This window comes from Desulfosporosinus metallidurans (genome assembly GCF_001936615.1).
GTDB classification, from domain to species: Bacteria; Bacillota; Desulfitobacteriia; order Desulfitobacteriales; family Desulfitobacteriaceae; genus Desulfosporosinus; species Desulfosporosinus metallidurans.
On record NZ_MLBF01000064.1, the window covers coordinates 1 to 22,780 of the forward strand.

The 22,780-nt window shown below is 42.9% G+C and carries 31 protein-coding genes and 1 riboswitch; of the genes, 5 read left to right on the plus strand and 26 right to left on the minus strand.

From position 1 onward, the window contains the following. The 5 genes from DSOL_RS28505 to DSOL_RS22550 all read right to left on the minus strand — a co-directional run. Positions 1 to 254 (minus strand): hypothetical protein (locus tag DSOL_RS28505; protein WP_345788417.1); only part of this gene is annotated, 254 nt, incomplete at its 3' end. Between the two features lie 296 nt (positions 255 to 550). Next, a complete protein-coding gene (locus DSOL_RS22535; RefSeq protein ID WP_075367006.1) occupies positions 551 to 946 on the minus strand; it encodes a hypothetical protein in 396 nt (131 codons plus the stop codon). A 267-nt stretch (positions 947 to 1,213) separates the two neighbouring features. Next, positions 1,214 to 1,528 (minus strand): SHOCT domain-containing protein, encoded by a 315-nt coding sequence (locus DSOL_RS22540; RefSeq protein ID WP_075367007.1) that lies wholly within the window; start codon positions 1,526 to 1,528, stop codon positions 1,214 to 1,216. Between the two features lie 92 nt (positions 1,529 to 1,620). Beyond that, on the minus strand, positions 1,621 to 1,842 hold the full coding sequence (locus DSOL_RS22545; RefSeq protein ID WP_075367008.1) for an SHOCT domain-containing protein: 222 nt from the start codon (positions 1,840 to 1,842) through the stop codon (positions 1,621 to 1,623). A 22-nt stretch (positions 1,843 to 1,864) separates the two neighbouring features. Next, positions 1,865 to 2,332 (minus strand): hypothetical protein, encoded by a 468-nt coding sequence (locus tag DSOL_RS22550; protein WP_075367009.1) that lies wholly within the window; start codon positions 2,330 to 2,332, stop codon positions 1,865 to 1,867. Between the two features lie 170 nt (positions 2,333 to 2,502). Beyond that, positions 2,503 to 2,692, plus strand: a riboswitch (cobalamin riboswitch). A gap of 152 nt (positions 2,693 to 2,844) precedes the next feature. Here DSOL_RS22550 and DSOL_RS22555 point away from each other — a divergent pair. Continuing rightward, on the plus strand, positions 2,845 to 3,852 hold the full coding sequence (locus DSOL_RS22555) for a HoxN/HupN/NixA family nickel/cobalt transporter (RefSeq protein WP_235838965.1): 1,008 nt from the start codon (positions 2,845 to 2,847) through the stop codon (positions 3,850 to 3,852). A 48-nt stretch (positions 3,853 to 3,900) separates the two neighbouring features. Further along, a complete protein-coding gene (locus tag DSOL_RS22560; RefSeq protein ID WP_075367010.1) occupies positions 3,901 to 4,644 on the plus strand; it encodes a precorrin-6A/cobalt-precorrin-6A reductase in 744 nt (247 codons plus the stop codon). Positions 4,645 to 4,812: 168 nt separating this feature from the next. Here DSOL_RS22560 and DSOL_RS28185 read toward each other — a convergent pair whose 3' ends face one another. The 3 genes from DSOL_RS28185 to selD form a co-directional block, all read right to left on the minus strand. Further along, entirely contained in the window at positions 4,813 to 4,983 is a 171-nt protein-coding gene (locus DSOL_RS28185; RefSeq protein WP_170871593.1) for a hypothetical protein, read from the minus strand. 79 nt (positions 4,984 to 5,062) lie between these two features. After that, complete coding sequence (locus DSOL_RS22565; RefSeq protein ID WP_075367011.1) at positions 5,063 to 5,734, minus strand: radical SAM protein; 672 nt, start codon at positions 5,732 to 5,734, stop codon at positions 5,063 to 5,065. A 12-nt stretch (positions 5,735 to 5,746) separates the two neighbouring features. Continuing rightward, complete coding sequence (gene selD, locus DSOL_RS22570; protein ID WP_083642938.1) at positions 5,747 to 6,778, minus strand: selenide, water dikinase SelD; 1,032 nt, start codon at positions 6,776 to 6,778, stop codon at positions 5,747 to 5,749. A gap of 115 nt (positions 6,779 to 6,893) precedes the next feature. On the opposite strand from selD, the gene DSOL_RS22575 reads away from it, so the two are divergent. The 3 genes from DSOL_RS22575 to DSOL_RS22590 all read left to right on the plus strand — a co-directional run bounded on the left by DSOL_RS22575 (position 6,894) and on the right by DSOL_RS22590 (position 9,361). Further along, complete coding sequence (locus tag DSOL_RS22575) at positions 6,894 to 7,760, plus strand: LysR family transcriptional regulator (protein ID WP_282433570.1); 867 nt, start codon at positions 6,894 to 6,896, stop codon at positions 7,758 to 7,760. Between the two features lie 183 nt (positions 7,761 to 7,943). Then, on the plus strand, positions 7,944 to 8,606 hold the full coding sequence (locus DSOL_RS29235; RefSeq protein WP_083642940.1) for a DoxX family membrane protein: 663 nt from the start codon (positions 7,944 to 7,946) through the stop codon (positions 8,604 to 8,606). A 158-nt stretch (positions 8,607 to 8,764) separates the two neighbouring features. Further along, positions 8,765 to 9,361, plus strand: coding sequence for an RNA polymerase sigma factor (locus DSOL_RS22590; protein ID WP_075367013.1), 597 nt, complete (start codon positions 8,765 to 8,767; stop codon positions 9,359 to 9,361). 68 nt (positions 9,362 to 9,429) lie between these two features. On the opposite strand, the gene cls is transcribed toward DSOL_RS22590, so the two are convergent. From cls to DSOL_RS22680, 18 genes are all read right to left on the minus strand, one after another. Beyond that, a complete protein-coding gene (gene cls / locus DSOL_RS22595) occupies positions 9,430 to 10,866 on the minus strand; it encodes a cardiolipin synthase (RefSeq protein ID WP_075367014.1) in 1,437 nt (478 codons plus the stop codon). An 86-nt stretch (positions 10,867 to 10,952) separates the two neighbouring features. Beyond that, on the minus strand, positions 10,953 to 11,156 hold the full coding sequence (locus DSOL_RS22600) for a DUF1657 domain-containing protein (protein ID WP_075367015.1): 204 nt from the start codon (positions 11,154 to 11,156) through the stop codon (positions 10,953 to 10,955). 34 nt (positions 11,157 to 11,190) lie between these two features. Then, on the minus strand, positions 11,191 to 11,544 hold the full coding sequence (spoVAE, locus tag DSOL_RS22605; protein WP_075367016.1) for a stage V sporulation protein AE: 354 nt from the start codon (positions 11,542 to 11,544) through the stop codon (positions 11,191 to 11,193). A gap of 18 nt (positions 11,545 to 11,562) precedes the next feature. Further along, entirely contained in the window at positions 11,563 to 12,567 is a 1,005-nt protein-coding gene (gene spoVAD, locus DSOL_RS22610; RefSeq protein WP_075367017.1) for a stage V sporulation protein AD, read from the minus strand. Beyond that, the gene (gene spoVAC, locus DSOL_RS22615) at positions 12,568 to 13,047 is read right to left on the minus strand and encodes a stage V sporulation protein AC (protein ID WP_075367018.1); all 480 of its coding nucleotides are present in this window, start codon (positions 13,045 to 13,047) and stop codon (positions 12,568 to 12,570) included. It lies immediately after the preceding gene. Positions 13,048 to 13,058: 11 nt separating this feature from the next. Beyond that, the gene (locus DSOL_RS22620) at positions 13,059 to 13,916 is read right to left on the minus strand and encodes a DUF421 domain-containing protein (protein ID WP_075367019.1); all 858 of its coding nucleotides are present in this window, start codon (positions 13,914 to 13,916) and stop codon (positions 13,059 to 13,061) included. Positions 13,917 to 13,951: 35 nt separating this feature from the next. Next, positions 13,952 to 14,158, minus strand: a complete 207-nt coding sequence (locus DSOL_RS22625; RefSeq protein WP_075367020.1) for a DUF1657 domain-containing protein — start codon at positions 14,156 to 14,158, stop codon at positions 13,952 to 13,954. Positions 14,159 to 14,354: 196 nt separating this feature from the next. Beyond that, entirely contained in the window at positions 14,355 to 14,831 is a 477-nt protein-coding gene (locus DSOL_RS22630; RefSeq protein ID WP_075367021.1) for a DUF892 family protein, read from the minus strand. Positions 14,832 to 15,351: 520 nt separating this feature from the next. Continuing rightward, positions 15,352 to 16,002, minus strand: coding sequence for an amino acid ABC transporter permease (locus DSOL_RS22635; protein ID WP_075367022.1), 651 nt, complete (start codon positions 16,000 to 16,002; stop codon positions 15,352 to 15,354). Beyond that, entirely contained in the window at positions 15,999 to 16,670 is a 672-nt protein-coding gene (locus DSOL_RS22640) for an amino acid ABC transporter permease (protein WP_075367023.1), read from the minus strand. The genes DSOL_RS22635 and DSOL_RS22640 overlap by 4 nt, the downstream gene beginning before the upstream one ends. Further along, positions 16,670 to 17,491: a transporter substrate-binding domain-containing protein gene (locus tag DSOL_RS22645; protein ID WP_075367024.1), complete on the minus strand. Its 822-nt coding sequence runs from the start codon at positions 17,489 to 17,491 to the stop codon at positions 16,670 to 16,672. The genes DSOL_RS22640 and DSOL_RS22645 overlap by 1 nt, the downstream gene beginning before the upstream one ends. Before the next feature lie 62 nt (positions 17,492 to 17,553). Further along, positions 17,554 to 18,279, minus strand: coding sequence for an amino acid ABC transporter ATP-binding protein (locus tag DSOL_RS22650; protein ID WP_075367025.1), 726 nt, complete (start codon positions 18,277 to 18,279; stop codon positions 17,554 to 17,556). Positions 18,280 to 18,624: 345 nt separating this feature from the next. Next, a complete protein-coding gene (locus DSOL_RS22655; RefSeq protein WP_083642942.1) occupies positions 18,625 to 18,825 on the minus strand; it encodes a hypothetical protein in 201 nt (66 codons plus the stop codon). 93 nt (positions 18,826 to 18,918) lie between these two features. Beyond that, positions 18,919 to 19,629 carry a gamma-glutamyl-gamma-aminobutyrate hydrolase family protein gene (locus DSOL_RS22660; protein WP_075367026.1) on the minus strand — a complete coding sequence of 237 codons (711 nt, stop codon included), beginning with the start codon at positions 19,627 to 19,629 and terminating at the stop codon, positions 18,919 to 18,921. A 97-nt stretch (positions 19,630 to 19,726) separates the two neighbouring features. Next, on the minus strand, positions 19,727 to 20,077 hold the full coding sequence (locus tag DSOL_RS22665; protein ID WP_045574608.1) for a type II toxin-antitoxin system PemK/MazF family toxin: 351 nt from the start codon (positions 20,075 to 20,077) through the stop codon (positions 19,727 to 19,729). After that, positions 20,074 to 20,352 carry a CopG family ribbon-helix-helix protein gene (locus tag DSOL_RS22670; RefSeq protein WP_075367031.1) on the minus strand — a complete coding sequence of 93 codons (279 nt, stop codon included), beginning with the start codon at positions 20,350 to 20,352 and terminating at the stop codon, positions 20,074 to 20,076. Before DSOL_RS22670 ends, DSOL_RS22665 begins: the two co-directional genes overlap by 4 nt. A 223-nt stretch (positions 20,353 to 20,575) precedes the next feature. Beyond that, entirely contained in the window at positions 20,576 to 21,376 is an 801-nt protein-coding gene (locus tag DSOL_RS22675; RefSeq protein ID WP_075367027.1) for a type 1 glutamine amidotransferase, read from the minus strand. Continuing rightward, positions 21,373 to 22,779 carry a MurT ligase domain-containing protein gene (locus tag DSOL_RS22680; RefSeq protein ID WP_075367028.1) on the minus strand — a complete coding sequence of 469 codons (1,407 nt, stop codon included), beginning with the start codon at positions 22,777 to 22,779 and terminating at the stop codon, positions 21,373 to 21,375. The genes DSOL_RS22675 and DSOL_RS22680 overlap by 4 nt, the downstream gene beginning before the upstream one ends. Position 22,780: the final 1 nt, after the last annotated feature.

Below are 22,780 nucleotides of genomic sequence, written 5' to 3' on the forward strand. Positions count from 1 at the left end.
ATATATAATATAATCACTTCAATGAGCCGATCCCAAAACAACGTGTTGACCCGTAAAACCAAATTGATCTTAAGCGAAGTGAACATCACTCCCCACTCGGCTAGACCGTGTGTTATACCAAACGCCCCAAGGAGCCACATATTCTTCGCTAGGGTTATTCGGCTAAACTGCTTGTATTGTAGAAGAATGACTAAGCCCATAGTAAAAAAGGCCAATCCATATCCGAAATAAATGATGATGAGATTTAATGACATATTGCTAATAATAATCACCCAATTTAAACATTAATTTTAAATTATAACTGATCAAAGCATTTATTCTTATCATATCATTCCTAATTCTTTTCACAATATGCCTGCTCAATTAAATGCAAAACGCTCTTACCCAAAATTCGGCAAGAGCGCTTAACTTGATTAACTCATACGATTTATCAACACTAAAGTCTTGATTCAGAGCCTTTTACTCACTTCATTGAAGTGAGTAAAAGGCTCTTGAAATGTTACAGTCCTAACCATTATACTCAAAAAGGTATGCCCTTTCCATGATACTACTAATGATGGAGATTATGATCTTGTGGTAGCTGTTGTTGCTGTGGCTGAGATGGAGGTAAAACGTCAGAGATTGCTTGTGGCAAAGCTGTGATTACCAGAACAATCGAAATGATAGAAGAAATAAGATACACCCATGCAGAAGGACGATCATAAATCCACTTGCGTTTAGCAATATGAATGAACCACAATGATACAACCAAGGAAACCAGTAAAAAGATAATCTTTGTAGGGGGAGACAATGATAAGAGACTTGAGCTTAAGGTCGTTAGACCCAAAGCGAGCAAAAGGGTATGAACCCAGTGGTGAGAAGAAGCAATAATTGCCAACAGAACTGAGCCAGTTGCTTTAATGATACCTTTACCCTTTTTTCTTTCCAGAACTTCGCTTTTTTTCATATGCGACCCTCCGTAATTTATAAAGATTTGGGAAACGAACGTTTTAGGTTTTCTCAGAACATGACACAATATTGTTAAGTGGTATAAGTTCTATGCCTTTAGTTTACAGCTCGTAAAAGATCATCTCATGAAAAAGTTGTGAATTTCTCATGAATTGATCCGATAATGCCTAACAAAAAGTAATCAACTAACATCACAAGAGCATTAATTATTAAAGGGCAGTTTCTCCTTGAGGAGCCACTGCCCTTTTTTCGAACTACGTTATACTCATCTACTCTCTAAATCCTGTTTACGGCTTTGATATTCTGCTGAATTGATCTCGCCACGCGCATAACGTTCACGTAAAATGTCTAATCCACTATTCTGCTTGCTAAATCCGTTTGTATGAACTTGCGAAGAGTTACGACGAAACAAATAGATACTAAGTAGAATGATCCCAATCCCGAAGATGAGCGGCATGATTATTCCCATCATACCCATCCACCCATATCCGCCCCCATAGCCCCCATAGCCACCATATCCGTAACCACCGTTTCCCCATCCGCCCATCATATTACCCCAGTTTCCCCAGCCACCCATCATGTGAATTCCTCCTTCAAATAATTTACCTAATTTACCGTCGGAAAATAATCTTAACAAAGTTTACCCTCTAACAAATCAATTCAAGTACCATATTATCCCTTTTTGATAGATATTGTTTGCTTTTGTCCAGACAGTTCTTGTTTCCGCTCAAGGTATTCCTCTCGATTAATCTCACCCCGTGCATATCGGTCATTTAAGATATCCATTGGGTCATGCACCTGAGATTGATGGTTCGTGCAGCATGACCCTCCAGCATTGGATGAATTAAACATATAATACGCTACAAAGACTAGGATAATTAAACCAAACATCATTTGAGATTCCCCCTTTAGTTACTTATTGAGCTACATTGCCCAATCCCATCATATTACTGCCCTTGTTCACGCCCCTGCCCCCATTTCCGTTCATCATTGTACCTTGCGAACGAGTCGCACTCCCTCCGTTGGTCATCATGTTCCCTCCGGACTGACTCATGAATTGATTCATTTTATCAAGGTTATCTTGTCCAATTTGGGCCTTTAAAATCGGATCGGAATTCATAAGATTTTGCATCGCCTTAACATCACCCGTTTGCATAGCGTTCTGCATCCCTGATGAAGAGCGGAGATTCTGCATGGCGCTCGAATTCATTAAAGTTTGATGTTGTCCTGGCGAAAAGGTTTGTTGCATGAATCCCTGCATTTGACCAACCCATCCATTACCTTGTTGCTGAGTCGTTCCAGCGAGAGCTGGTAAAGCCATAAGCCCCACTGCTAACGTTGCAGTTCCTACGATGGCCGTGATTTTCTTACTAAATTTTTTCATTTTATATTTCCTCCCTATAATCTTCATTTTACAGCTTCTTTGCTTCGTTTGATTTGCTGTTCTTCCATGACCTTAGTGTAACTCTCTCATGCGTTATTCTCATGAAAAAGTTGTGAATTTCTCATGAATATGGAGACAAACTTACTTGCTTCATGGTATTATTAAAAAGAACTAAATAGTTAGGAATAAGTGATTTCTTCTTGAGGGAAGGAATTGAAAAGGAAAGTCAGTAGAAGGCTGACGCGGTACCCGCCACTGTAAAAGGGAATCAATTCACATCATGTCACTGGGACTTACCTGGGAAGACGTGAATTGATGATGATCTTGAGCCAGGAGACCTGCTTATTCTCAATGTGAAAACTACCTACGGGAATGTTAGGGGGTGTATACTTGTGTCGATATGTCAACTCCTGTTGTCTGATACATGTTAAACTTTTAACCCTTCTATGGTGAAGGGTTTTTATTTTTGTATTTCATAGACAGTGGATCAGGAGGAAGAAACGTTGAAAGATATCACTCAAACAATGAAAAGCCGCCCTCAGTGGCTGGGTTATGGTGCGGCAGTGACTGGGTTACACCTTTTAGGCATCATAATGATGTTTCTAAATATAAAGCAATACCCTCAATTACTGGGATTTGCCTTTCTGTCCTATACGCTGGGCTTACGTCATGCTTTTGATGCAGATCATATTGCCGCCATCGATAACACTGTGCGCAAAATGATTCAGCAAAAGCAAGACCCTATGGGGGTTGGCTTTTTCTTCTCGATTGGTCATTCTACCGTGGTCTGTATCATGGCAATAATCACTGCACTCTCCATGCACTGGGCCCAGCAAAATATCCCACAAATACAAGCTGTCGCAAGTGTGATAGGAACAGCAGTTGCCGGAAGTTTTCTCCTTCTAATAGGACTATTTAATCTTTACATTTGGTTTGATATCTACGGTTTTTTCAAGAAAATGCGTCAGGGTGAGTTTGATGAAGAAAATCTTGATGAACTACTCTTAAGTCGCGGTTTCGTAACCCGTTTCTTCAAACCACTCTATCGATTTATTAACAAGAGTTGGCATGTCTATCCTCTAGGTTTTCTCTTCGGGCTAAGTTTCGATACTGCATCAGAGGTAGCCTTATTGGCTATTTCTGCGACTCTTGGTACCAAAGGTATGCCCATTACTGCCATTCTATCTCTACCCATTATATTTGCTGCTGGTATGAGCTTGATGGATACTGCGGATGGAATTTTCATGACCACTGCTTATCATTGGGCTTTTTCCACTCCACTTCGCAAAATTTATTACAATCTATCAGTAACAGGTCTATCCGTAATCGCTGCACTAGTAATTGGATCCATCGAACTTGCACAGATTATTTCAACAAAGCTTGGATTTCATCGCGGCTTTTGGGGATGGATCCAAAGCCTAAACTTCGGTTCAATCGGCTATCTACTGGTAGGTCTTTTTATCTTAACTTGGGCAATATCTTATTCGCTCTGGAGGATCTTGGGTTTCGAAAATGCATAGTTTATGAATTATTTCATTATTTGGATTCAATACGGAGGTCAACAATAAATGATTATTCTTTTGGGGGAATCTGCGGGGGCACGTGAGCTAAGTACACAATTAAAAGCCAGGGGACTTGAGTTAATACGAAAACAGAGCTGGACTGAAGAGACCAGCTTGCAGACCCCTTCATTGGTCATTGATGCTAGCCATCCCTCTACTAGTATAAAATTTGCCCCATTACGACAATGGTGTGAACAACGAGGAATTCCTTATATTAGGTTAGAAAGACCCGAAACTAAAGTTCCCTCAAGTCCCTTAATTTTCCCAGTCTACAATTGGGAAGAGGCTTTACTCCAACTTAAACAACGCGTTGACACCTTACACCAACTAAAAGGTCGTCCGATTACGATCTTTATAACGACTGGCAGCCATCAACTACAAAGTATTGCTAACAGTTCCTTCGCCCGCTCTGTTCGTCTGGTTGTACGCATCCTTCCGGAAGGGCGATTGGTGCAAAAATGCAATGAAGTTGGTATTCATCCTCGGGATATTGTTGCTATGCAAGGCCCATTTTCCAAAGAAATCAATAGAGCCCTTTTTAAGTTTTACGGAGCTGATATTCTCTTGACACGAGACAGTGGTCTTGCCGGTGGGACGGATACGAAAATCTCTGCAGCCTTAGAACTCGGATTGGAAATCGTGCTGGTCAAAAAGACTAAAACGAACACTGGTTTGACTGTAAACAGTACCCACGAATTACTAGATTGGATCGATCAAAACATTCTTGATAGTCCAATCACCCAACTTTGAAGAAGTTGATGTTCTGTAGAGAACGTGAAATCGATAAAAGAGCAGTTGCCTATTATGAAGCAACTGCTCTTTTCTACGAACTACAACTAATCTTATCGACTCTCTATATCTTGTTTACAGCTTTGGTATTCCGCGGAATCTATCTCGTGCGCATAGTATTCACGTAGGTTATTTTTTTCCCAACCTCTCGGCCACAACCATTTCTAATTGTTCTTGGGTAGCGTTTTTCCCTAGTTCGAGATCATCTACATAAAGGTTAGGTGGATTGATAATTTCGTCCTTGTAAATTACATCGACCTTTACATCAGGGCCGAACTTTTCGCTGACCGTACCGGCCATTTTCAGCAACCCGCTTCAGCGAAGGCCTGCTGGACTGTTGGAATACACTTTGATGGTTACCATTCTTAATTCCTCCTTCTTACATTCTCTTGACGATCATAGTCATTTTCTTGACAATTCCTTCATGAAAGAGTACTCCCCGGATGCCAGGATGTTCACTGGCAAAGCGAGTGATGTCCCCTACTTGGTGGTCATTGACTCCCTTCACCACGGTAACCGAAAGCACAATGCTAACGCCCTTTTCTGTCAACCGCTCGATAGCCTTCATCTTGATATCCAGCAAATCGGCACCCCGTATTTTTTGGTATATTTCCGGGGTGAACCCGTCAAATTGCAGGTATAAGGCCGGTTTTACCAGAGCTAACTCTTTAAGGAGCATATCATCCTGGGCAATTCTTAGACCATTAGTATATAACTGGACAATATTAATCCCCTTCAGCTTGGCCAAAATTAAAATCTCTAAAAGTTTCGGGTGCAGGGTGGGCTCCCCACCGCTGATTTGAAGAACATCCGGGTTACCCTCGGCTTTCACATAAAGGTCCATCATATCGGAAACCTGTTCCAGCGAAAGAAAATTATTACCTTTGGCGTTAGCTGGGCATACCGGGCAGGAAAGATTGCAAGCATCCGTAATCTCAACGATGCCCAGGCAGGTATGCTGTTTGTGTCCAAGGCCTAGACCACAGTCTTCCGAGCAGTCCTTCTTAATTTCGTTAACAGGATGTTGCAGCAGCGTATTACTTCCGGTCATGTTCTTCTCTCCTCAAAGCACTTGCAGAGTTTTTTCTTCAGTAATCTGTCCAATCACCCGGGCATCCACCTTTTTTTGCCCCAAGGCCGCCAGAAGGGCATCTAACTTTTGAGGTTCAACTGCCATCAATAGCCCCCCTGAGGTTTGTGGGTCACAAAGAATTAGGCGCATTTCATTGGAGATGGAATTCTCCCAGATTACCTTGTCCCTCATATGGCGGAAGTTGGAGTGGGCTCCCCCGGAAATGGCCCCAGCCTCGGTCATTTCCAGAGCACCAGTTATCAGCGGTACGTCTCTGGTCTTTACCTTTGCCCCCACGCCACTGGAGGACAGCATTTCAGACAAATGCCCCAATAAACCAAAACCGGTCACATCGGTACAGGCCGAAACTCCAACCTCAACCATCGCTTCTGAAGCATCTCTGTTCAGGTTGCACATTTCCTTTATAACAGCTTCTTCCATCGCAGGCGTGGTTAGTCGGCGATCAATACCAGTGGTGATGACACCAATACCCAATGGCTTGGTCAGCACCAGGGCATCCCCCGATTTTGCTCCCTTTTTAGTAATAAGCTGGGCGGGATGGACAAAACCAGTCACCACCAAGCCATATTTAGGGGCATGGTCGGTCAAGGAATGGCCGCCGATAATCGATATTCCCGCTTCTGCAGCCTTATCGGCCCCACCCTTTAAAATTAATTCCAAAATACTTAAAGGCAAGGACTGGTTGGGATAGCCCACAATATTTAAGGCAAAGGCTGGTTTTGCCCCCATTGCATAAATGTCACTGATGGAATTGGCTGCGGCAATCATGCCGTATTGGTACGGGTCATCCACCACTGGTGTGATATAATCTACGGTCTGCACTACAGCCAGTTCATCGTTTATTTTATAAACCGCAGCATTTTCTTCCCGACCGGCCAGCACCCTGGGGTCAAGCACCTGAGGTAAACCGGCCAGCACTTCCATTAGGTCCGCCGGACCTATTTTACAAGCTCAGCCAGAGCCAGGTGAGTAAGAAGTAAGGCTTACTTTTGGCAGACTCATGTCAACGTCTCCTTTTTGTTTACAGATTAACACGACAGGTATTATAATACAAATGAATAGTTTGCATGGATTATATGCATCAGCGTTATAGGTGGTGTTTTAGCTGGCTGATTTAATTCTTTACCAGCTCAAGTTTTTTCACTCAGTCGCCCGGCATTTAAGCTATTCCAAGGCAGGGAAAGAACTTAATTTAAGCCAACCGGCAGTGTCCCGGCAAATTGCCTCTCTGGAGAAGAGCTTGGGCCTGGATTTATTTTCCCAGCGAGGTCGCCAGGTGATTCTCACCGATGCAGGACGATCCCTCTATGACTATGCTGACCGCATTATGAGTCTGGCCCAACAGGCGGGTCGGGCGATGGCCCAATACCACGATCTGGAGCGAGGGGAAGTCCGCCTGGGAGCCAACTCAGTAGTGGGATGCTATTTGCTACCTGCCATTCTCAAAGACTTTTACATCCGCTTTCCCAATATTAAGGTGTCCCTACAAGTGGATAACGATCTCCAATTAGCCCGTCGCGTTGAAGATGGGGAACTGGATCTGGCTCTTGTGGGTGGTCCGATGGAGCGCGATAACATTCACATGGAAAGATACACCCGGGATGATCTGATTCTGGTCTGTCCTCCTTGCGGAGAAGAACTTTCCCCGAAGGCTTTGTTTGCTAAGTACCCTTTGATTACTAGGGAAAACTGCTCGATCACCCGGGCCACCATTAAAGAACATTTGACAGGGTATGGCATAACCCCTCAGTTCTTTATGGAGATTTCCGATACGGAAGTGATCAAACGCTTAGTTATGTCGGGCATCAGCGTGGCTTTTCTACCCGCTCGGTCCGTTGAGATGGAAATAACCTCCTACTTGCTACAAGAAGTTAAGGGAGACGGAACCGTTTTACCCTGCTGGGTATACCTAGTGACAGCCAAAGACCAGCACTATTGCCCCACCCTGCTGGCCTTTATGAACTTTGTCAGAAAATATCAGTAGTCTGATTGGAAACAACGTATACCTAATCAATTCGATTAAGCTGTAATGAGTTATGATATGACAAAGAACAATTTGCGATTAGGTTATATTTCGCTATCCAAATAAGAACTAATCCGTCTTAAATATATAAAGCTTAGGTTGGTACCGCCTAAGCAATAATTAAATGGATTAGGAGTTATTGTCATGAGAAACTTTACAGTTATGCAATTAAGTACTTTTAACGGAATCAACAAACCCGCCTATGTGGGTTATCAAGGAAAAGTTTATGATGTATCAACTATCTTCAAAGGTGGAGAACACGCTGGTATAAAAGCCGGCCAAGATTTAACGGATGACTTTGCTAAGGGTCCTCATCAAGCAGATATTTTTAATAACTTCCCTGTAGTTGGTGCATTAACTGAGGAAAGCCTATGTGGAAAAGTCTTCTCCGGTACTTCAATCAAAACTGATCTCCTTTTGCGTCTCGCTCTCGGAACGGTGTTTTTCGCTCATGGAGCACAAAAATTATTGGGATGGTTTGGGGGGTATGGTTGGAGTGGGACAATGGGCTACTTAACTCAAACCGTGCATCTAGCCTCTCCAATAGCTGGTTTGGTGATTTTACTTGAGTTCTTTGCCGGAATAGCTATAATCTTAGGTTTCTTGACTAGACCTGCCGCTTTGGGAATTGCTCTCGTTATGTTAGGAGCAGCTTTTACAGTTCATCTGCCTAATGGTTTCTTCCTAGACAAAGGCGGAGTCGAATATGTCTTTGTACTTTTCTTAGTCGCACTCTTCTTATTAATTAACGGGGCTGGAACTATTTCTATCGATAGGCTCATTCGTACCCGATTTCAAAGAAACTAATTAACTCCGGATAATAGCAACAGACAAAACCCGTCGGACCTCACATCCGAGGGTTTTGTCTGTTACAATATGTTAACAACTATCTAAACGATTAATTTGATGTGCAATTAATTGGACATCCTATATTTAGTGTTATATCCCGAAGGAGTGAACAAATAATGAAAATCAAGGAAAATCTTTATACTGCAGATTCATTTGAAGGAGATCTTTCCTTTGAAGACGTAATTTCCCAGAATCAAGAAAAAATAACTAATTTAATCTATGGAATGACAGGTGATTACTACCTCGCCCAAGATTTAATGCAGGAAACTTTTCTAAAAGCATTTCAATCCAGACACTCGTTTAACGGTAAGTCAAAATTCTCTACCTGGCTTTATAGAATAGCTGTTAATATTACAATTGACCATCAGCGAAAGAGCTGTGTCCGTAAAGAGATGGCTACAGAGAAAACTAACCCCAACTTTTCAAGGGTTGATACCTCACAAGAACCGGACGGAGTCTGCCAAAAAAATGCTACGAGAAATATAATATTCAGTTCCGTAGCAGAATTACCTGAGCAACAGAGAGAAGTTTTTGTCTTAAGAGAAATCAATGGTTGCTCGACAAAGGAAGTTTCTGAAATATTAAATTGCTCTGTGGAGTTGGTAAAATGGCGATTACACAAAGCCCGGTTATCTCTGCGTAAAACACTAAATAATAATACGAAATATAAAAACTTAGGGTCCATAACCTTGAACGGCTTTGGACTAGAATAAGTTCGAAAAATCCACCTTATTAAACTACTCAAAAAAGAACGGCACTTTATCAAAACCTACGTTCTTAACTATAACAACGGCGAAAGAAGACGCGCGTTCGCTTCCTTCATCTTTTGCCAAAGTGATCGGTTGGCATGTTCTTCCCTATCGATCTGTAGGCTGTCCGTTAGATCTTGCTTGAAATTCCGGTTTAACTTCACAGCCAGTTCAGAACTATATAGCATAGCACTAAGCTCAAAATCCAATTGAAAACTTCGAATGTCAAAATTAGCTGAACCGACAATGCAAATCTGTTCATCCACTGTCAAAACTTTACTGTGTAGTATCCCCTTCTGATATTGGTAGATCTCAACTCCCGCGCTTAATAGGTCTTCATAGTAGGAGGAAGAGGCCAGATACGAAATTTTATGATCCGGCTTCCCTTGAACGAGGACTTTGACTGTGATTCCACTGAGTGCTGCGGATTTCAAGGCCATGATCATGCTTTCATCCGGAATGAAATACGGAGTGGTCAGAAGGATCTCTTTCTGTGCGGTAGCAAGAATCGTAAAGAAAAGTTCCTTCATGGATTCCGGCTTGGAATCCGGTCCACCAGCGATCACTTGAGTGAGGGTTTCTCTCCCAGGCTCCAGTCGAGGATAATAGCGTTCTTCCGTAATTTCTTCCTGCGTTATGAAATACCAGTCGTTAAGGAAGGTTTCTTGCATCGTTTGGACGCTCTCCCCTTCTAGACGCAAATGTGTATCTCGCCAAAATCCATACTTTGGATCGCGCGAAAGATATTCATCTCCAACGTTAATTCCACCAAGATAGCCGGTTTTACCATCAATTACAACTAACTTTCGATGATTCCGGTAGTTCAAAGTTCCGATGAGTTGAGGGAAATGCAGGGGGAAAAACCAGCCGATTTCAATTCCGGCTTCAGTCAGATCTTGAAGAAAAACTTTCGGCAGATGCCGACTTCCAAGTCCATCAAAAACCATCCGTACTTTGGCACCTGAACGGGATTTCCGTATGAGAAGAGCTTGAATCTCCTTTCCGATTTGATCTGCACGGAAGATATAGTACTCCATGTGAATATGATCCTGAGCAGATTCTAGATCACGCAGTAACGCATTGAATTTTTCTTCTCCGTTTGTGAGGACTGTGACTCGGTTGTTCCGAGATAAAGGAGCGAAGCCACTTTGGAGCAATAAACGTGCTAAGCGTTTACTTGCTGTAGATCCTTCTTGGAAAAAAATGTCCTCCGAAGACAACTCTTCTTTTTGGCGAATCGAAAGTTGGGGTAACCTGCTACCCGGAAGGTGCTTCAAGCGAAAGAGCTTGGCTTTTCGCGGAGAACAGCCAAAAAGGATATAGAGAATCCAACCGAATATCGGCCAGGTGGCAAAGATTGCGAGCCATGAGGCTGTTTTTTCTGGATTTCTACTTTCCAAAATTACAACGAGTTGAGCCGCGAGCAGCCCTAATAAGGGTACCAATGCAATAAGAATGAAGCAGATCAAATTGTATCACCTCACGTATTAAGGAAAAGGCTCAACGAGTACAGATACAGCAGAAATTCATCCTGCTATATCTGTACTCGTTCGATTTATGACTTGTACTGAGGTTCCTGAGTCTGAATGTACTGTTCTCTTCCGTTTAACTCATTGAGAGCAGCATCAAAGGTTTTGGCGAGTTGCTCAAACGTTTTTTTAGCTTTTTGATCCTGAGTTTCTAAGGAAAATGTCTTCATACTAGCGGCTGCGCTTTGAACTGTAGCGATGGCCTGTTCCATTTGTGTTCCAACGGTCATGGTTTCACCCCCTTTCGTGGAATAATCAATAGTCTCAACCTTTGGGTTTAAATATCAGCGCCCCAAGGAAACCGAAGATGATGGCAGCAGATATCCCTGCACTAGTTATCTGAAAGATACCAGTTAGAACCCCAATAGGACCTGTAGAATCAAATTCTTTTAACGCACCCTTGACTAAGGAATTGCCAAAACTGCTTATAGGTATCGTAGCTCCTGCACCAGCAAATTTGACAAGGGGATCATAAAGACCTAATCCCCCAAGAACCGCTCCTACCACGACTAGAATGCTTGTAGTATGGGCAGGCGTTAGTTTTAGTCCATCAAGCATTAACTGTCCAATGACACAAATTAGGCCGCCCACTATAAAAGCCCATAAAAATTTTTCCATTCCAAATAAACATCTCCTTTAGATCTCAATGCAGACTGCATGGGCAACAGAAGGAATACTTTCTTTCTGCTGAAATGACATAGGGGATAATAAAGCGCCTGTTGCGACAACTAATATCTTTCTTAGCTCTCTCTTACGCATGCGATTCAAAAAGTGGCCGAAGGTCGTGACAGCACAACAACCGCACCCGCTTCCTCCAGCCATCACGACAGGTTGATCCTCCTTATAGATTAAAATCCCGCAGTCTGTAAAGATTTCTTCCGGTATGTTAAGGCCATGCTTTTTTAACAAGTCACCCGCAATCCTATGCCCCACTCTTCCTAGGTCACCCGTGGCAATCAGGTCATAGTAACTCGGGTCACGATCCAAATCCCTAAAATGGGCTTCAAGAGTATCAACTGCTGCTGGAGCCATGGCTGAACCCATATTAAAGGGGTCAGTAAGGCCCATATCAACTACACGCCCTATAGTTGATGCCGTTACTCTAGGACCCTCTCCCTGGTCAGAAACCAGAGCGGCGCCTGATCCTGTTACAGTCCACTGGGCTGTGGGCGGTTTTTGGGAACCATACTCAGTTGGATACCTGTACTGTTTTTCTGAGGCAGCATTATGACTGGATACACAGACTAACGCATTCTTAGCAAATTTACTATCGACAAGCAGGGAAGCCAGAGACAACCCTTCCATCGAAGTAGAACAGGCACCATAAAGCCCAAGAAAAGGAACAGATAAAGTACGAGCAGAAAAGCTGCTGGGAACAATCTGGTTAATTAAATCTCCGCTGAGTAAAAACTGAACATCTTCCTTTTTCATCTTGGCTTTTTTAATGGCCGTCTCACATGCCTGTTCTTGCAGTTTTTGTTCGGCTTTTTCGAAGCTATCCTGTCCAAGTCGGATATCCCCATGGAGAAGGTCAAAATCGGAAGCTAAGGGACCTTTTGCTTCATAGGGCCCCCCCACAGCAGCCGAAGCGATAATAGCGGGTTTTGTCTCAAAAAACCAAGTCTGATGCCCTTTTAACATTTACATCACACCCAATGCTCTTAAACTTATGACAACTAGAGAAACGAGAAAAGCAGAGAAGACACCAAAAACGATGACTGGGCCTGCGAGTTTAAACATATTTCCTCCAACTCCCAGAACATAACCTTCACTTCGATGTTCGATAGAAGCGGAAGCGATGGTATTGGCAAAACCGGTAATCGGGATAACCGTACCTGCCCCAGCAAACTGGGCAATATGGTCAAAAACACCGAGACCTGTTAGCAAAACAGTAATGATGATGATAACTGCCACTGTAGGATTTCCGGCACTTTCTTGAGAGAAGTGAAAATACTTAACAAAGAACAATTGTATTGCTTGACCAAGAATACAAATAAACCCTCCCACGAAAAAAGCCTTGACACAGTTTAACAAAATCGGTCGTTTCGGCTCTCTTTCTTGAGCAAATTGTTGGTATTCCTGCTGAGTAGGAGATAGCTTTTTTTTCTTTTTAATGGACATAACTGCACCTCTTAATGCAATAAGTAAGGGCGTAATTTATTGAGGAGATCTTCAAGTCTTCGGGAATTCTTAGAAAACATGGCTTTTGCTTTAGTATCCTCAGTTTGTAGAGCAAACGTTACTAGATCAGCCTGGCTTTTCTCAAGGGTGGCATAGAGCATTTCTTTGACTTTGGGTTGAGGGATTTCAACGACATCGTCAAAGAGATCAAGATATAAATCTCCCGCTGAGTCGACCTGACCAAGAAAAACGTTCTCTAGGGAAATTCCCATCTTATCGAGTTCAGTATTGAGCCACTGTGGGTTAAGTCCTAAGGAGGCCAGAGGTTCCTCTAACATGTTCCCATCCAGAACTACAGTTTGGGGCTCTGCTTGAGGAGCAACCTTATTTCCAAGGTCGTGTGGGGTAACCGGTTTTTTGTCTGACTTTAAGTAAGGATTAATGGTACCGTTGGTCTCCATCACCGCAAATTCTACATCTGCCATGTTGAATGCGTTCTTAGAACGAAGGTGAGACAAAAGATCTTCTCCTGTCATTCGTACACGCATAAGATTATCTTCCATAATCTTGCCATGTTTTATTAATACGGCTTCTTTTCCGTTGATTAACTGATGCATTACTTTGCTCTTGATTGAAAGATAATCCAAGGCAATAGGAAACGCTACCCATACGAGCAGGGCAATAAAACCAGAGAATAGATTGATAAGGTTTATAGACATTAGAGACGCAACTATGGCAATGACGATATAACTTATAAAATTAAAAGGATTGATCTGGCTCATATTCCGTTTGCCCATTAGCCTGATAGCTGCCCAAACTAAAATAAACAAAGCAACCGATTTTAAAAGGATCTGCGCCCATTCCTGCATGTGTATCCCTTCCTTTAAATTGCCGTTTTGTCCCTTTAATTCCCTTTATATTGGGGCTCTTCAAATTCAAGAGTTTGCAATCTCTTTTCCAGATCTTCAATAACTGAGTTGGTTACTTCGAGTGCGTCCGTAAACACAGACCTTGCTTCTTCATCTCTTGTTTGTGTACTATACACTCTTAAAGTTCCACGGGCCCCTTTCAAACTCGCCAAAGTTTGTTTAACTTGAGAAGCAACTGTCATAGTATCACCTCCATCATCACCAACGTTATTATGCCTTTTAGAAGTTTATTAATTCCTGAGAATTTACTAAATTAAAATTGGAGGGGAAATTCAATGAAATGTTGATTCATTGGAAACGCTAAAAAGGGTTAAAGAGCCTTCGAATTTAAAACTCTTTAACCCTTCTCTTAGAGGACAATTTATACAGTTTAAGTGTTTACTGAACGTTGTACATACCATGGGATTTCATATAGTTGAAGAGGTCTTCCCCATGTTTTTGCTCTTCTGACTGAATGTGGTTCAAGGTTTGACGCACATTCGTATCCTGGAATTCAAAAATTGCAGTATCATAGGTACTCGAGATATACTTCTCTGTTGAGAGCATGTCATTGGCCAATTCAGCATCATTCTGATTGAATGCGCCACCCGCTTGGGTTTGCATCCCACTCATTCCTTGTTGGGACTGTGATTGCATGGATTGTCCTTGATTCATGCTTGGGGCCTGTCCGCTTAAAATTTGGTTGATCGTGTTAAAATGTTGTTGCTCATGAGAAGAGTGTGTCTGAAAGAGTTGTTTGAGCTGAGGCTCTTGCGCTTCGTTGGAGTATTTGTTGTATTTCTGAACGCAAAGTTGTTCATGATGACTTAGGTCTTGTAAAAACATTCTTTCCTTTTGACTGAGTTGAATTGGCATGTAGACACCTCCTTGAATGATAGACTTAGTTTCAGCGAATTCTAAGAGATTATGCATGGAAAAAATATCCATCACTTTCCAGGTTTAATCAACATACCATTATTCAAATGATTCATTGCTCCCACAACGTCTATCATAGCGATGATTTCTATAAACTGTTTGTCCGTAAACCCAGCATAACGAAGTTGTTATGGGCATACATTGTAATACAAAATTCACAGTTGTTTCTCTTTTAGTTTGTAGAAAATTCCTTTTAACTCTTCAGGAAAATTATTCTCGTCAAGCAAGTCAACATTGGGCATTAATGTATACCCCCTTTTTTTATTTGCCCTAGTATATCCTTTTCCGAAAATTTTAAGTAATAAAGGCATGAGATGTTCACAACATCAATTAAAAAATGAAAAAAGGGTTCCGATTTCATATCGGAACCCTTAATATCGCTCTTCGTTTCATTCTCTAGTTAGAATCTTCCTAGATCTCAATTATTAGCCTAGATCACATGTATTGATCGGACTATTCTTTAAAAACTTTGATGCACCATTTTTAGTTGTTGCCGACGTGCCAAAATCGAAAGTGAATAATTCAGGACGAAATACGTTAAAGCAATCATTCCAAAAACCGTAAAGACTTGGCCTGTTGAACCGTATTGCCCTAGGATAATCATTCCTTTACCCGTCAGATCTTCCACGCCTACTACCCAAACAAACGATGTGTCCTTGATAACCGTTATAAACTGTGATACCAATGGAGGAATCATCTTATGCATGGCTTGAGGCAAAACGATGTGCATCAAAATTTGGCGATAGGAAAATCCCTGTGCCCTAGCAGCTTCCCACTGTCCTTTATCAATGGAGTTTAACCCTCCTCGAACAATTTCGGCAATGACAGCCGAAGTGAAGACTGCAATCGCGACAATCCCAGCATTTACTGGTTTTAACGTCGTCATAAACCGGAAAACCAAAATAAACAAAAGCATAGGAATGTTACGAACACTTTCAATATACACCGCAGCGAGTCTTCCGAGAACAGCTTGTTTAGAGTAGCGAGCAATACCAAGAAGAGTTCCAAAGATAAAGCTAATCAAAATAGCCATGACGGCAATGTAAAGTGTCGTTAAAAGCCCCTGCCCCAGAAAACGAAATATCTCAGGCTTTAATACCTCTTGAATCATGCCGACACCCCTCCCTTATTTTCCAAGCGACGTGTCAGTGTTGCTAGGGGTAAACAGAGAAGGAGATAGAGCAGCCCTACAGCCACATAAGCAGGACCATAATAGAGGTTGTCACTAGACCATGAGTCGGCATGATACATCAGGTCGCCGCCAGCAATCATGGCCAATACAGATGTATTTTTAATCAAATTGACCGCTTGATTGGTGAGCGGAGGCAAAACCAAGCGCGAAGCTTGTGGCAAAATCACATGACGCATTGCTCCCCAAAAACTAAATCCCTGTGATAATGCTGCTTCCATTTGCCCCCTGTGGATCGAACTAATTCCAGCCCTGACCACTTCAGCAATATAAGCACCATGATATACCCCAACACCCAAGACACCCACCACGAAAACTGGCAGCATAATGCCCATGTGTGGTAGCCCATGATAAAGGAAAAAGACCTGGATGACGAGTGGCGTGTTTTGAATAAATTCGACATAGATACGATTCAAAACTTTAGCGAGTGTCCACTGAGAAGTTCCCAACACCCCAAATATAACCCCTAGCATGAGGGCCAATAAAAGGGCAAGGAGGGAAGAAAGGATTGTATTTTTGAACCCCTCGACAAATATCGCCCAATCTTGGAAAAGCGCTACCCATTTAAACCAGGCAAAAGGTCCGACCACTATTTAAGACCCCACTTTTGAATTAGTTTATCGAGGTCCCCAGATTTTTTCATCTCTGCAATGGTGTCATTGACCACTTTCGCGATTCCATCATTACCTTTTTTGGAAGCTACACCATATTCTTGAGGACTAAAACTATCCGGTAGGATCGTCGTCGAATCATCCAAATATCCGAAAAGGATAGAGCCATCTACAGAGAAACAATCCACCCGGCCAGAATCCAGTGCCGTTTTAATTTCCGGATAGGTGCCAAACTCCAAGAATGAGACTTTAGCCCCCACCTTATCAGCTTCAGCCTGAACTGCCTTTTTACTGGTCGCGCTTTGCGCTACACCAATTTTCTTGCCGTCCAAATCTTTCAAACTTTTAATACCAGAGCTTTTCTTAACCAATAATCTTACACCATCCGTAAAATACGAATCGGAGAAATTGTAACTTTTTTTACGTTCTTCTGTGATGGTAAATGTCGATATGTCCATATCAACGTCCCCACTATCTAACACTGGACCCCGCGTTTTTGCTGTAACAGCCGTGGTTTCAATAGTTTCAGTTCCTATAATTTTCTTAGCAATGGCTTTAGCCAAATCAATTTCAAAGCCGTCAACTTTGCCCGTGCTAGGATCTTTGTATCCGAACTTCGGCACATCAACTTTAACGCCTACTTTGAGAACCCCTCGATCCTTTATAGCCTTGACATCAGCGGGTACTGCTGCACTGCTGCTTGTGGAAGATGTGGTCGGCGCGGCAGGAGAAGCACCACATCCGGTGACCAAACCCACAACTAATAATAAGCTTGTTAAAACGATTCCAGCTTTCTTCATTCTTAAATCCCCCTCCAATAATCTTTACTTCCGTTAAAATCAACTCACAGCAGAATTGGAACTTAGCGTATAATTCTGCTTAAAAACGACTTGGTACGTTCGTGGGTTGGGTTTGCAAAAAATTGGTCCGGTGAATTCGATTCCATAATCTGTCCCTCGTCCATAAAAATGACACGATCCGCAACTGTTTTGGCAAAACCCATTTCATGGGTGACAACGACCATGGTAATTCCCTCATGGGCCAGATCAATCATAACATCGAGGACTTCCTGAATCATTTCCGGATCTAAAGCCGATGTTGGCTCATCAAAGAGCATAATTTTAGGCCGCATAGCCAAAGCCCGCGCAATAGCCACCCGTTGCTGTTGCCCCCCTGAAAGTTGCGAAGGATAGACGCCTGCTTTTTCCTTTAGCCCTACTCGATTAAGATAAGCCATCCCAGTCTCCATTGCTTCTTCCTTAGGGACTCCTTTGATCAGCATAGGTGCTAGTGTCAAATTCTCCAAGACTGTTTTATGGGGATAGAGGTTAAATTGCTGGAAAACCATAGCCACGGATTGACGAACTTTGGCCACCTGTGCTTTATGGGCTGTAATCTCCACCCCATCAACCGTCACTTTACCAGAACTAGGTTTTTCTAGAAGGTTCATACACCGAATTAATGTACTCTTGCCTGATCCACTAGGGCCGATGACGACTAGTTTTTCCCCCGATTTTACCGTTAGATTGATCTCTTTGAGAACATGCAAATGCCCAAAATGTTTGTTTACCCCTTCTAATTGAATCAAGCGGGTGCTCCTTCCATTTTACTATTTTTTTCTTTCTAAGAATATACCTTATACTATAACAATTATGTTTAATATTTTCGTCATGAATAATAGAATTCCTCTATCGAATTGTCTATAATATTGTATACATGATCCCTGGTTGACAAATACTTGTCCATGTTCTAAACTACAAATGAGCTGACATTGAGATCGCGCCTATTGGCGCGAAACCAAAAATGTAGAAGGCACCTGCTATGGACGGCAGGTGCCTTCGTTTGTGTTCCATTTATTTTCTATTTGATTCTGCGAATATGTGCTGTTTCAAGTTGCAGAACGTCCAGCTTAGCTTCTACACGATTAAGAGTTTCAGATATTTGCAACAGTTTCATTTTGAACCTGACAAACATCGAAAAGCATCTTGATTTTGTCACTAACTTTGTTTTCCATTCGCATTTCTAGCTTATCAACTTTGTAAGATACCTCTCTAATCTCTTGCTTAAGTTCATTTTGGATGTCTTTCTGGCCTTCGAGAATCTTCGCAAACATTTCCATGACCTTTTCATCCATCTTGACTACCCCATAAACACATCATAACTCTTTAATACCCCTAGTCAAGCCCTTCAAAAGAACGCTGTTTCATGTCAGGAAAACTATCCTAGACTATTCCAAACATGCTTCAACAAAGCCTCTAAACAAAACCTTGCTGTGCGCTTCTGTTTCCATCATACTCTCAGGGTGCCATTGAACCCCCAGGCAAAACTTAGCGCCGGGCTTCTCAATCCCTTCAATGATTCCATCGGAAGCGAGCGCACACTGGATAAATTCTGGCGGGATTTCTGATACGGCTTGATGATGTAGACTGTTAACTCCAATTTTCGTCTTATCAAGAAGACGAAAAAGATCTGATTCCTCTGCGATAGCCACATCGTGCCAAGCGTATTGTCGTGGGGCGGTTTGGCTATGTTGCATCGCACTAGGGTACTGACTAGGAATATCTTGATAAATTTTTCCTCCAGCTGCCACCGCTAAAACCTGAATGCCTCGGCAAATTCCCAGAAGTGGGAGGTCCTGTTGCAGGGCCAACTGAGTAAGCAATAGTTCGCTGAAGTCCCGTTCGGGAAAACATTCACCAATTCCGCGTCGAGGATTCTCTTTTAAGTAGACGGGAGAAATATCCCCTCCACCCGTTAAAAGCAGGCCACTAATGAGCTTCAAAATATCGGTAGCCTCTTCATGTGTCCGAACAGGCGGAAGAATAAGCGGGATCCCACCAGCATTTCTAATACTCTCAACATAATAATGACGTGGGAAGGTTTTTAGTTCTTCAGAACAATGAGCCGCTGTAATACCCACGATTGGTTTTCCAACCATCTTAATCCCTCTCCTCTCTATTCGTAAATATGCAAACAAAAACAGCGTCGGTTTTTGCTCCGCTACGCTGCCTTCCTCTTTCTCCTGAAGCTCTATCTTAAATATCCGCTAGCCCTAAACTGATTTCAATGGCTTGGTCCACTCTCAGCATTACTTCTTCATCTAAGACAGCCACTTTTTCCTTAAGACGACTTTTATCAATCGTCCGAATTTGCTCTGTCAGAATAACGGAATCCCGTTCTAAGCCACTTCGTTTAGCTCTAACTTCAACATGAGTGGGTAATTTTGCTTTCGCAATCTGTGATGTGATTGCGGCAATAATTGTCGTTGGGCTAAATTGATTCCCAATGTCGTTTTGAATCACAAGGACTGGACGAGTTCCTCCCTGTTCAGAGCCGACGACGGGGTTAAGCTCTGCGTAATAAATCTCCCCGCGTTTTATGATCATCTCTGACACTCCACCATTGTTACTTCATAGCACTCCAATACTTCTTGTTCTGCTGAAAACAACTCTCTAGCAATCGATAAATTCAGCTGCGCCATTTCTAAGTACCCTCTACGCATCTGCTCATGGATTCCTTTTTTCCGGCGTTCATGAAGGATGTTGTTAAGCGCTTCTCGAATAAATTCGCTGCGATTTCGTTTTTCTACAGTGACGATCCCGTCCACTTCCGCAAGCAAACTTTCGGGCAAACTGATCATAATCCGTTTACTTTCTGCCAACATTAGCACCCCCAAGTCATTTAGCCAAAGCTATACTCTATTATAGACAGCAATGCAAAAAAGTGTCAACGAAGAAGAAGGGTGACTAAGCTAAAATACCATGAAAAAGCAGCTATTTTCGAATGTAAATTATGGCAAGTTGCCAATTCGAACATAAATTTTGCTATAAAATTGTTTATCACTGATAGTATTACAGTATATCACTCTTGCTATACTGATTTTTTCAGTCAGAAAGTAAAACTTTGGGTCGCTTCAAGAGCCTATCGAGTATTGTATCATGGGCTAATTCCTCTAAGCGGTCGTCGAGTTCCATTACGGGAGTTTCTCCTCCGCGCCTTCGAATCGCCAATTCCAACAACAAATCAGCCAGATGGGGATTCTTTGGAAGAAGCGGGCCGTGCAAATACGTACCGAAGACATTCCGGTAACGTACCCCTTCCTCCTGATCCTCCCCGTTATTTCCATGCCCAACTAAAACCTTACCCAAAGGCCTAACCCCTTCACCCAAATATGTTTTCCCGGAGTGGTTCTCGAACCCAACCAACGTCCTGAATTTGTGGGCAGACACCCTTCTCGACCCCACTTCATCTGGGTCATAGTTCAGCGCGCGCTCATCAAGTTCTACAACAACATTACCGATTAAACGCTTCGCTCCGGCGATAGTCCAGACATCTAAAATGCCCAGGCCCTGGATCTTTTCTCCGCCGGCCATTTGATAGTATTTTCCCAACATTTGATAACCCCCGCAAATAGAAAGCACCACAAGACCATTCTCTATGGCCCTTCGGAGCTCATGTTCACGACGCATCAAATCTTGCACCAGTAGGCCTTGTTCTCGGTCAGACCCTCCGCCCAGGAAAAGAATATCCATCCCCATAAAGTCCAAATCTTCACCCAAAGAAGCCTGTTGAATCACTGGTTCCATCCCTCGCCAACGACAGCGGGCAGCCAAGGCCAAAATATTCCCCCGATCTCCATAGAGATCAAGTAAATCCGGATAAAGATGGCAAATCGTCAGTTTCATGTGCTTGCCTCCTCTCCACGAATATTGGCTTTAACATTCGACAAGCCTGCCTTCTTCTGCCGATCTTCCAAAATCTCACGAAGTGGGAAAAGCAACGTGTACGTGGGCAATATGAAGGCAACTTCGTTCTCTTCGCGCTGAGCTTGCAACAAATCAAGAGCCGAAGTTAACGTATGTTCGAGGACCAATTTTTCTTCAGAAATTCCAGCGTATTTAAGCCTTAAAGCCATGTCCTCTGCGCGAAGCCCTGTACATATCACTTGATGTATCCTTTCCTCCTGCACTCCTAATCGTTCGAAATTGACATCCCAAAGCCAGGAAATATCCCGTCCATCGGCCGCTAAGTCGTTAATTCCTATTAAAATACGAACGGGTTTATCCGCGCCCAGCACAGTCTGAATGACTTGATCAAATCCTGTGGGATTTTTAACGAGAGTTAAGGTGATCTCCCCTTCTGACAAATAAAAACGTTCCATCCGTCCAGCTTGAGGAACAAACTCCCGCAACCCTTTTTCGATCAAACTGTCATTTAAGCCAAGTTGACGAGCTGCCGTCAGTGCAGCCAAGGCATTGTAAAGATTATAGTACCCTTGCAGAGCTATCGCAAAGGTGGTCAAACCCACCCGAAAGTGCAGCGAACCCTCCTCAGGAAAGACATTCTGAGCTAATATTTTAGGCTCAGGCCGATGAAATCCACAGCCTAAGCAATTGAAAATCCCCAATTGGCCGTAATGAAAAAGCGAGTACTCAAGTTCAGTACCACATATCGGGCAAAACTTTGCTTCCCTGGTTTCCTGGCTCTCACTTCGACTATCTGGAGTGCGCTCCACTCCATAATAAATGCTCTTCCCATGATCCGTGCCAAACTGGGCAACTAAAGGATCATCTGCATTTAATACGAGCACCGTTTCTTTTGGTATTGCGCCTCTAACCATACGAACGGTCGTATCCAACTCACCATAACGATCTAGCTGATCCCGGAAGAAATTAGTGACAATCGCCAAACTGGGAGTGACTTGTTCGCAAAATTTTGGTACTGTAGCCTCATCCACTTCCAACAAAGCTAAGCTCGTCCGAGATGACCCACTCCAGCGAGCATCTTGGATCAATGCCCCGGTAATACCTGTCACAAGGTTCGCCCCAGCTTGGTTAAACGCAAAGCCTTTTCCGGCCCCACGTAATATGCTCGCCAATAGATTGGCTGTCGTCGTTTTCCCATTGGTCCCGGTGACCATAATAATCCCATCTGTATAGGCGGCACTCAAATATCTCATGATCTCTGGGTCAAGCCAATGCGCAATTTTTCCGGGCAAGGTTGTCCCTTTTTTCCCAGTGACTTGTAAACCCATCGTAATTAGTTTACCTGCCCATAAGGCAACCCAAAAACGCCACGTTCGTTTCATA

Coding starts and splice junctions, on each gene's coding strand:
- spoVAE (WP_075367016.1), bottom strand. CDS start 11,544: ATGGAAAAATTTTTATGGGCTTTTATAGTGGGCGGCCTAATTTGTGTC.
- DSOL_RS22660 (WP_075367026.1), bottom strand. CDS start 19,629: ATGGTTGGAAAACCAATCGTGGGTATTACAGCGGCTCATTGTTCTGAA.
- spoVAC (WP_075367018.1), bottom strand. CDS start 13,047: ATGTCCATTAAAAAGAAAAAAAAGCTATCTCCTACTCAGCAGGAATAC.
- DSOL_RS22665 (WP_045574608.1), bottom strand. CDS start 20,077: ATGATCATAAAACGCGGGGAGATTTATTACGCAGAGCTTAACCCCGTC.
- DSOL_RS22620 (WP_075367019.1), bottom strand. CDS start 13,916: ATGCAGGAATGGGCGCAGATCCTTTTAAAATCGGTTGCTTTGTTTATT.
- DSOL_RS29235 (WP_083642940.1), top strand. CDS start 7,944: ATGAGAAACTTTACAGTTATGCAATTAAGTACTTTTAACGGAATCAAC.
- DSOL_RS22535 (WP_075367006.1), bottom strand. CDS start 946: ATGAAAAAAAGCGAAGTTCTGGAAAGAAAAAAGGGTAAAGGTATCATT.
- DSOL_RS22540 (WP_075367007.1), bottom strand. CDS start 1,528: ATGATGGGTGGCTGGGGAAACTGGGGTAATATGATGGGCGGATGGGGA.
- DSOL_RS22590 (WP_075367013.1), top strand. CDS start 8,765: ATGAAAATCAAGGAAAATCTTTATACTGCAGATTCATTTGAAGGAGAT.
- DSOL_RS28185 (WP_170871593.1), bottom strand. CDS start 4,983: ATGGCCGGTACGGTCAGCGAAAAGTTCGGCCCTGATGTAAAGGTCGAT.
- DSOL_RS22565 (WP_075367011.1), bottom strand. CDS start 5,734: ATGACCGGAAGTAATACGCTGCTGCAACATCCTGTTAACGAAATTAAG.
- DSOL_RS22645 (WP_075367024.1), bottom strand. CDS start 17,491: ATGAAGAAAGCTGGAATCGTTTTAACAAGCTTATTATTAGTTGTGGGT.
- DSOL_RS22625 (WP_075367020.1), bottom strand. CDS start 14,158: ATGACAGTTGCTTCTCAAGTTAAACAAACTTTGGCGAGTTTGAAAGGG.
- DSOL_RS22600 (WP_075367015.1), bottom strand. CDS start 11,156: ATGACCGTTGGAACACAAATGGAACAGGCCATCGCTACAGTTCAAAGC.
- DSOL_RS22550 (WP_075367009.1), bottom strand. CDS start 2,332: ATGAAAAAATTTAGTAAGAAAATCACGGCCATCGTAGGAACTGCAACG.
- DSOL_RS22545 (WP_075367008.1), bottom strand. CDS start 1,842: ATGATGTTTGGTTTAATTATCCTAGTCTTTGTAGCGTATTATATGTTT.
- spoVAD (WP_075367017.1), bottom strand. CDS start 12,567: ATGTTAAAAGGGCATCAGACTTGGTTTTTTGAGACAAAACCCGCTATT.
- DSOL_RS22655 (WP_083642942.1), bottom strand. CDS start 18,825: ATGGATGAAAAGGTCATGGAAATGTTTGCGAAGATTCTCGAAGGCCAG.
- DSOL_RS22675 (WP_075367027.1), bottom strand. CDS start 21,376: ATGAAACTGACGATTTGCCATCTTTATCCGGATTTACTTGATCTCTAT.
- DSOL_RS22635 (WP_075367022.1), bottom strand. CDS start 16,002: ATGATTCAAGAGGTATTAAAGCCTGAGATATTTCGTTTTCTGGGGCAG.
- DSOL_RS22630 (WP_075367021.1), bottom strand. CDS start 14,831: ATGCCAATTCAACTCAGTCAAAAGGAAAGAATGTTTTTACAAGACCTA.
- DSOL_RS22680 (WP_075367028.1), bottom strand. CDS start 22,779: ATGAAACGAACGTGGCGTTTTTGGGTTGCCTTATGGGCAGGTAAACTA.
- DSOL_RS22560 (WP_075367010.1), top strand. CDS start 3,901: ATGATTATTCTTTTGGGGGAATCTGCGGGGGCACGTGAGCTAAGTACA.